At 74.3% G+C, this 8,927-nt stretch carries 5 protein-coding genes; 3 read left to right on the top strand and 2 right to left on the bottom strand.

The genetic code is table 11. The annotated features are described in order from the left end of the window. Nucleotides 1-4 precede the first annotated feature (4 nt). Nucleotides 5-1,165: a PLP-dependent cysteine synthase family protein gene (locus tag FOE67_RS09055; protein WP_194444090.1), complete on the top strand. Its 1,161-nt coding sequence runs from the start codon at nt 5-7 to the stop codon at nt 1,163-1,165. A 37-nt stretch (nt 1,166-1,202) separates the two neighbouring features. On the opposite strand, the gene FOE67_RS09060 is transcribed toward FOE67_RS09055, so the two are convergent. Beyond that, nucleotides 1,203-1,997 carry a DeoR/GlpR family DNA-binding transcription regulator gene (locus FOE67_RS09060; protein ID WP_194444091.1) on the bottom strand — a complete coding sequence of 265 codons (795 nt, stop codon included), beginning with the start codon at nt 1,995-1,997 and terminating at the stop codon, nt 1,203-1,205. 475 nt (nt 1,998-2,472) lie between these two features. Here FOE67_RS09060 and FOE67_RS09065 point away from each other — a divergent pair, with 475 nt between their 5' ends. After that, a complete protein-coding gene (locus FOE67_RS09065) occupies nt 2,473-4,950 on the top strand; it encodes a hypothetical protein (RefSeq protein ID WP_228473702.1) in 2,478 nt (825 codons plus the stop codon). 78 nt (nt 4,951-5,028) lie between these two features. Here the strand turns inward: FOE67_RS09065 and FOE67_RS09070 are convergent, their stop codons facing one another. Further along, a complete protein-coding gene (locus FOE67_RS09070; protein WP_182662316.1) occupies nt 5,029-7,536 on the bottom strand; it encodes a right-handed parallel beta-helix repeat-containing protein in 2,508 nt (835 codons plus the stop codon). A 384-nt stretch (nt 7,537-7,920) separates the two neighbouring features. Between FOE67_RS09070 and FOE67_RS09075 the strand changes: the two genes are divergently transcribed. Further along, nucleotides 7,921-8,927: family 2B encapsulin nanocompartment shell protein (locus tag FOE67_RS09075; RefSeq protein WP_182662319.1), on the top strand; the 1,007-nt coding region annotated here is incomplete at its 3' end.

Here is an 8,927-nt window from a genome sequence, read left to right on the forward strand (position 1 = left end):
TCAGTTGTGTATAAGAGACAGAGCCCCGGCTCCCCGTCCCCCGGGGACCGCCGTTCGGGCGACCCGCGACGTCGATCGCAGCGATCCCGAACTGCGCCGCTGGGTGCACGAGGCGATCCGGTTGGTGAAGGCCGACGCCAACCGCAGCGCCGACACCCACCTGCTCTCCTTCCCGCTCCCCGCCCGGTGGGGTATCGACCTGTACCTCAAGGACGAGTCCACCCACCCCACCGGCAGCCTCAAGCACCGCCTGGCGCGGTCGTTGTTCCTCCACGGGCTGTGCAACGGTTGGATCCGTCCCGACCGACCGGTCATCGAGGCGTCCAGCGGCTCCACCGCGGTGTCCGAGGCGTATTTCGCCCACCTCATCGGGGTGCCCTTCATCGCCGTGGTGCCGCGTTCCACCAGCGCCGAGAAGACGCGGCTGATCGAGTTCCACGGCGGTCGCTGTCACCTGGTGGACGACCCCGGCGCGGTGTACCGGGAGTCCGCCCGGCTGGCGGAGGAGACCGGCGGCCACTACATGGACCAGTTCACCCACGCCGAACGTGCCACCGACTGGCGCGGCAACAACAACATCGCCGAGTCGATCTTCGCCCAGTTGGCGCTGGAGCGACATCCCGTCCCCGCCTGGATCGTCGCCACCGCCGGCACCGGCGGCACCTCGGCCACCATCGCCCGTTACGTGCGCTGGATGCGGTACGACACCGGCGTGTGCGTCGCCGACCCGGAGAACTCCTGCTTCTTCGACGGCTGGGTCTCCGGGGACCCGGACGCCACCAGCGCCGGGGCCTCCCGGATCGAGGGCATCGGCCGCCCCCGCATGGAACCCAGCTTCCTGCCCGGCGCGGTGGACCGGATGATGAAGGTCCCCGACGCCGCCTCGGTCGCGGCCGTCCGCGTCCTCGCCGAGGTGACCGGCCGGCGGGCGGGCGGCTCCACCGGCACCGGCCTGTGGGCCGCGCTGCGGATCGTGGCCGGGCTGCGGGCCGCCGGACGGCAGGGCTCGGTGGTCACCCTGCTGTGCGATCCCGGGGACCGCTACCTGGACCGCTACCACTCCGACGAGTGGACCCTCCGACAGGGACTGGACATCGAGCCCTACCGGGCGGTCATGCGCGCCTTCCTCGACGGCGGCCCGTGGGAGGAGGGCGGCGTCGGCTGACCGGCCGGAAGCGCACCGGCGACGGCGGCGAGCCGGCTCAGACCGCCGCCACCGGCGCGATCACCACCTCGGGCACCCGATCCTCCAGGATCGCCCGTGCCTCGTCGGACAACCCGCCGTCGGTCACCAGCACGTCCACCTCGTCGAGGGCGGCGAAGGTGCTCAACCCCGTGGTGCCCCACTTGGTGTGGTCGGCGACCACCACCACCCTGCGGGCGGAACGGATGAAGTGCCGGTTGGTCTCCGCCTCCGCCAGGTTGGGGGTGGACAGACCGGCCTCCGCCGAGATGCCGTGCACCCCCAGGAACAGCAGGTCGAAATGGAGGGAGCCGATCGCGGCGTCCGCCACCGGGCCGACCAGGGCGTCCGACGGGGTCCGCACACCCCCGGTGAGCACCACCGTCGTCGTGCCGCCCTCCGGCGTCCGGGCCGCCGCGTGGAAGACGTCCGCCACCCGCACCGAGTTGGTCACCACGGTCAGATCCGGCAGGTCGACCAACTCCCCGGCCACCGCCCAGGTCGTCGTGCCACCGGAGAGCGCCACGGCGCTGCCGGGGGACGCCAGGGCCGCCGCCGCCCGGGCGATCCCCCGCTTGGCCGACTGTTCCAACCCCGATTTCGCCTCGAACCCCGGCTCGTGGGTGCGCCCCTCCACCACCGGCACGGCCCCGCCGTGGACCTTCTCCAGGGCGCCCTGCCGGGCCAGGGCGTCCAGGTCCCGCCGCACCGTCATGTCGGACACCTGGAGCAGCCGGGTCAGCTCGCTGACCCGCACCCCGCCCCGTCGGCGCACCTCCTCCAGGATGAGCGCCCGCCGCTGGCCGGCCAGCAGGTTCTGCTGATCGACCCCGGGGAGGGAAGCCGCCCCAGGAGCACCGCCACCGGTCGTGCCCCCGGGGCCGCTCACCGTCTCACCCACCGTCGCCTCCCTGTCTCCCGGACTCCGTCCGGCTCCGCGTCGTCCCGCTCTCCCGGCCCCGCCGTCCCCGCCCCGGGGCCGTCGATCATCCTCCCACGTCCGGCGGCCGATGCGCCGTCGTGCACCGTGACCTTCGACGGCCGTCGTGCGTTACCGTGACGGTCCGTCGGATCACCCGGGGTGCGGCGGGACACCCGGCACCCCGGTCCCCCCACCGACCCCGGCCCGGGTTCCCGATCCGCGGCCGACCCTTCCGTCCCGCCACCGGACGAGGGTGTCCCACCGGCCGAGTCGGGCCGAACCCACAGGGAGTCCAGCCGAGTCCCGTCGGGGAGCACCGGGAGCCGTGGCGTCCCGGCGCCCCCACGACGGAGGGGAGCCGCGAACGATGTCGTCCCTACCCGAACATCCCGATCCCGGGGGACCGGACGGCCCGGTCCCCGGACCGCGCCGTCGCGCCGCTCCCCGGGGCGGCGCCGCCCCGGGGCCCCGGCGCCGACCCGTCCCCGCACTGGAACTCCTGGTCCACGGCGTCGGCGGGGCCACCCCGCAGGAGATGCTGGGCAATCCGGGAGCCGTCCGGGTCACCGGCGATCGCACCGCGGCCATCCACCGGGCGGCCGACGACCTCGTGGACCGGCCCTGGGACGACGAGCGACCGGTCCGCGAGGCGTACACCTGGTCCAACCTCACCTCCGGCAACGGCGCGCGCGCCCTGTGGCTGCTGCTCCTGCCCTTCATGATCGTCAACATGGCGCACTGGATGCGCCCGGCCGCCCCCGGCCACGGCCGTTCCCACCGCTGCTACGACGTCCTCATCCGACTCACCGCCCTCTCGCTGACGGTGCTGCTGGTCGCGGGCGCGTGCGTGGTGACCATGGATCTGCTCGCCTGGCAGTGCGCCGCCGCCCCGCTGTGCGCGGACCGCAGCACATGGTTCCGCTTCCTTGCCGAGCCGGGCGGCTGGTGGGCCCACCCCGGCCGACGCCTCGCCCTCGCCTCCGCCCTGCCGACCCTGCTGGTCGGTCTGCTGTGGTGGCTCTCCCGCCGGACCTGGAGCGCCTACGAGTCCGCCTATCCCCCCGTGCGGTTGCGCGCCGACGGCGGGCGGGGGGCCCAACTGGGGCTGCCCGGCTTCTGGTACGGGCGCGGCGTGGTGGGGCGGCTGCGGGCCGCGCACACCGCCGCCGGGCTCCTGACGATCGCCACCGTGCTGCTCACCGGGTCGCTGGTCCGCGATCTCTCGCCCGCCGGCACGCCGCACCTGCTCCCGATCGGTCTGGTGCTCGCCGGCGTCGGCACGGTGCTGGGCGCGGTGGTCATCCGGATAGTGGTGCGTGCCGGACGCACCGAGATCGACCGGGACGTGCGGCCGCTTCCCCGGTACGTCACCGCCCTTCCCGTGGCCTGCCTGGTCCTGCTGCTGCTCTGCCTGATCCACTCGGTGCCGGTGCGCGGCGGCTTCGAGAGCACCGGAGCCCATCCCGCCTCCTGGGGCTTCCCGGCCGTCACCGCGATCCAACTCGTGTTGTTGATCTGCCTGGCGGCGGTGGCGGTCCGCCTGCACCGGGCCGCCCCCCGCAGCGACCGCGGGGTTCTCGGGGGCCTCGGCGGCCCCGCCGCCGCCCTCCTGGGCTGCGCGCTGGGCGGAGTGCTCACCGGCGGTGTCGCCGCCCGGTTCGCCGACTGGCTCGATCCCCACTCCACCCTCGCCGGCCCGGGGGTCCTGACCGGTCCCCCCGTCCTGCACAGTTGGCAGGCCGCGACCCTCCCCGCCCTGCTGTGCGTGATGGCCGTGCTCGCCCTCGTGGTGGCGATCCGCACCCACCTGGAGGGCCGACGGCTCGTCGACGGCGTCCTCGGCCACTACCCCGAGGAGCGCCGGCGTCCCCACGAGGTGCGCACCACCCATCTGGCCTCCGCGGTCGCCCGGGCCCGGCTCACCGACCGCGCGCCGGGGATGTTCGGGACGTTGGTGATCGCGTCCCTGCTGTTGGGGGCCGGGGCGGCGCTGGGCGCGGGGCTGACCGGGGTCACCCCCGCCGCGGCCGTCGAGGGCGGCCCCGGGGCCGTCTCCGGCTTCGCCGCCCTCTCCCAGGCGGTGGGCTCCTGGAGCATGGGGATAGGGGTCGTGGTCCTGGTCGCCATGGGACGCCGCGCCTACCGCGATCCCGCCGCCCGCCGCACGGTGGGCATCCTCTGGGACGTGGGCACCTTCTGGCCCCGTGCCGCCCACCCCTTCGCCCCACCCTGCTACGCCGAGCGGGCCGTTCCCGACCTGACCTGGCGGATGGGCACCTGGGTGGACCTCACGGGCGGACGGATCGTCATCTCCGGCCACTCCCAGGGCAGCGTCCTGGCGGCCGCCGCCGTGTGGCAGTTGGACGCGCCGACCCGCAGCCGCGTCGCCCTGCTCACCCACGGTTCCCCGCTGCACCGCCTGTACGGGCGCTGGTTCCCCCGGTACTTCGGACCCACCGCGCTGCGCTCGCTCCGCGACGACCTGCGCTGTTGGCGCAACCTGTGGAGGGAGACCGACCCCATCGGCGGACCGGTGCGGGTGACCGGGGACGACCCGCCGGTGGACCGGGGGGCCCTGCTGGACCCGCGTCACTACGGTCGCAACCTGCTCAGTCCGCTGCCCGCTCCCCTCCTGGGACACGGCGACTACGCGGACGATCCCGCCTACCGGCTGGAACGGGCGCGGCTGCACGCCCTGTTGGTCGGGGAGGCCGGCGCCGACCCGGCCACCGGCACCGCCCCGGAGGCGGCGCCGGGCGTCCCGTCGAGCCGTCGGGGGGCGGTGGACGGGGACACCACCACCGTCCCCGACCCACCCGCGGGCCGGGAGGGGGACGGCCCCTGAGGGGCCCCGGCGCCCGGTCGACCCGCGGGCCGACCGGCGCGGGGCACCCGGGGCCGGGACCGCGGTCCCGGCCCCGGGTCACGGTCGGGGCGGGAGGTCCTCCGGCAGCAGCAGCGTCAGATCCTCCGTGGTGGGATCCTCCAGCCGGGCCACCCGCCCGGCGTGCCGTTCCACCATGGCCTCGAAGGTCTGCCGGGCGGTGCGCCCGTTGCCGAAGGCGGGGCCGCGCGGTACGGCGGCGAAGTAGGTCATCAGCGCCGCGTCGGTCCCCTTGGCCAAACCGTACTGTTGCTCGGCGGCCTGCTGTTCCACGATGCTCAGCAACTGCCCCGGCGAGTAGTCGGTGAAGGTGATGGTGCGCGAGAAGCGGGACGCGACCCCGGGGTTGACCGCCAGGAAGCGATCCATCTCGGCGGTGTAACCGGCGACGATGACCACCACTTCGTCCCGGTGGTCCTCCATCAGCTTCACCAGGGTGTCGATCGCCTCCCGGCCGAAGTCCCGGCCGGCGTCCTCGGGGGAGAGGGCGTACGCCTCGTCGATGAACAGCACGCCGCCGCGCGCCCGGTCGAAGGCCTCCTGGGTGCGGATCGCGGTGGAGCCGATGTGCTCCCCGACGAGATCGACCCGGGAGACCTCGACCAGGTGGCCGCGCTCCAACACCCCCAGGGAGGCCAGGATCTCGCCGTACAGCCGGGCGACGGTCGTCTTGCCCGTTCCCGGGGACCCCGTGAAGACCAGGTGGCGGCGGGCCGAGGCGGCCTTCAGCCCCGCCCGTTCCCGACGCCGCCCGACCTCGATCATGTCGATCAGCGCCCGCACCTCCCGCTTCACGGTCTCCAGGCCGATCAGCCGCTCCAGCTCGCCCAGCACCTCCTCGGGGTCCCGGACGTCCGGGGCGCCGGTGCCCCCGCCCGGGGCGTCCCCCCGGGCGGTGTCCGCCGCGCCGGTGGCACCGCTTTCGGCGGGGGGGACCGGGGCCCCTCCGCTCCTTCCGGGGGACGGCAACGCCTCGGGCGAGGGCATCAACAGGCCACCGACCGGTTCCCCACCGGCGCCACCGGCGCCACCGGCTCCGGAGGTGGCGGCCGGTGCGAGGGCCGGGACCGTGTCCCGGGCGTGGCTCTCGTCGCTGCGACAGCCGCTCACCTCCGCCGCCCCCTCGGCCACCGCGTACCCGCCGCGGGCGCAGCGCTCGGTACGGCACCCCCGCAGGGTCGCCCGGCTGCCCTCGGTGACGTGGAAGCCGTACCCCCGGGAGCCCGTGACCCGGCAATCCTCGAAGACGCCCCGACCGGCGGCGGAGACGTAGAACCCGGCCTCGGACGGGTCGGTGACCGAACAGTCGGAGATCGAGGGATCGGCCTCCTTGCTGACGATCACACCGGTGGTGACCCCGCGGACGGTGCAGCCGGTCACCGTGCCCCCGCTGCCGGGATCGCGGAACCACATGGCGGTGCCGACGTCCTCGAACCGGCAGGAGTCCAGCCGCACCGCCGCGCCGTCGCTCACCGAGACGGCCGAACCGCGCACGTCCCGGATCTCGCTGTCCACCACGTCCGCCCGGGAGCCCGGGTCGAGAACGAAGAGTGCGTCGGGGACATGGTGCAGGCGGGAGGACTCCAGCACCGCCGTGGCGCCGTCGCTCACCCACACCGCCGGGTACTCGCCGGTCCCACCGGAGATCTCGCAGTGGTGCGCGTCCACGTGGGTACCCGGGTCCCACACCGACAGCCCGTTGCGGCCGAACCCGGAGAGGGTCGAGCGCACCAGGGTCAACACGGAACGCGACCGCAGGTCCACACCGTTCTCCGGGACGTCGGTGATCGCACCGTCGGCCAGGGTGAGAACGGCCCCGCCCTCCATGGTGACGCCGTCGCCGGTCGTGCCGGAGATGCTGCACTCCCCGAGATGCGCGGTCGCCCGGTCGGCGAGCCGCACCCCCGGACCGCGGACGCCGGAGAAGGAGCACCGGGCGGCGTCCACCGCGGCCTCCGCTCCGGTGACCGCCAACCCGGCCCCCTCGGCCCGTTCCACGCGACACCCCTCGAGCCGCACATGGGCCGGACCGCGCACCGCCACGCCCACCCGCCCGGCGGAGACGACGCAGTCCTCGAACAGGCCCCCCGCTTCCTCGGAGACGGAGATGCCCGTGCCGGCGGGGTTGTCCACGGTGCACCCGCGCACGGTCGGGCGGGCCCCGCCGCGCACCTCGATCCCGGCGGCGGAGGAGGTGTGCACCCGCAGGCGGGCCAGTTCCGGGCTGCTGTTCTCCACCAGGACGGCCGGGGCGGTGACGTCCTGACCCTCCACCCGCAGGCCGCTGACGGTGGCGGGCCCCCGCACGGTCAGCGGCACCCCCTCGGGCGGGGCGATGCGGGCGGGTGCGTCACCGGGTGCCCCGGGGCCCCGGAGGGTGACGGCCCCGGAGAGCACCACGTTCTCCCGGTACACGCCCGACGAGAGGACCAGGACGTCCCCGTCGCCGGCGACCGACAACGCCTCGGCGACCGTGGGGTAGGAGGCGGTTCGCCGCCGCCAGCGGGAACTGCCGGTGTGCGTCACCTGTACGGAACCCTCTGCCATCGCGTGTCGTGCCCCAGTCGGTCGATCGGCGGATCAGCGCGGACGCGTGACGCGGCCGCGGGTGATGGGGCACCACGGTAGCGCGCACCGGGCCGATGGAATGACCGGATGGCCCGCTCCCCGGGGCGGTCGGCGGGGACGGCGGACGGTCGGTGGACGGGAGGACGCGGTCCCCGGGATCGCTTCCGTGGCGACGGGTCCCCGGGGGCGAGGGGAATGACGATACCCCTCGGCATTCCGAACAATTCCCGAATTCCCTTTCACTTTTGAGTGATTGCCCTCGCGCTTCGGGGGTCGTTACCTTTTCCGTGCGTTCGCGCCCCGCGTTCGCGCACAGGGAATTCATCTCCGGCCCCGGGTCGGAGGAAAGGCGGGCATTCCATTATGGCGACCTCGGTCGAACCGACATCCGAGGGGCGGGCGGATCGGGCCCGGCTCAGTCTGGCGACGGAAGCCGCTCGCACTCTGGCCTCCACCACCAAGACGCCCCCGCAGATGCAGGGCATCACCTCCCGGTGGCTGCTCCGGGTGCTTCCCTGGGTCCAGGTCTCCGGAGGCGCTTTCCGGGTGAACCGACGGCTCGGGCACACGCTGGGCAACGGGCGGGTGGAATTCGTCTCCACCGGCGCGCGGGTGCGGGTCATCCCCGCCGAGCTCACCGAGTTGCCCCTGTTGCGGGGGTACGAGGACCCGGAGGTCCTCCGGGAGTTGGCCGACGGCTGCGTCCAGCGCGACTTCGCCGCCGGGGAGGTGATCTTCGAGGCGGGCTCCCCGGCCGACTCGGTGGTCCTGGTGGCGCACGGCAAGCTCGGCCGTCGGACCAGCGGCCCCTACGACTCCGAGACCGAGCTGGGAGTGGTCGCCGACGGGGACTTCGTGGACGACCGGGTGCTGGCCGGGGGAGGGGCGCAGGAGCCCGGCTCCCGGGAGTTCTCCCTCACCTCGCTGACCGGCGGCACCGTACTGCTGCTGCCCCGCGACCACTTCCGTGCGGTGCTGCAACGCTCCCCCTCCCTCGCCTCGCACCTGGAGCGGGCCTCCGCCTCGCTGTCCGGCCGCACCGCGGAGGGCGAGGCGGAGATCGAGTTGGCCTCCGGTCACCACGGGGAGCCGGAGTTGCCGGGGACCTTCGTGGACTACGACCTGGCCCCGCGCGAGTACGAGTTGAGCGTCGCGCAGACGGTGCTGCGGGTGCACACCCGGGTGGCCGATCTCTACAACGAGCCGATGAACCAACTGCAGGAGCAGATCCGGTTGACGGTGGAGGCGCTGCGCGAGCGTCAGGAACACGAGATGGTCAACAACCGGGAGATCGGTCTGTTGCACAACGCCGACCTGCGGCAGCGCATCCACACCCGCAACGGCCCGCCCACCCCCGACGACCTCGACGA

Origin of the sequence: Streptomyces calidiresistens (assembly GCF_014141525.1) — a bacterium.
GTDB lineage: Bacteria > Actinomycetota > Actinomycetes > Streptomycetales > Streptomycetaceae > Streptomyces > Streptomyces calidiresistens.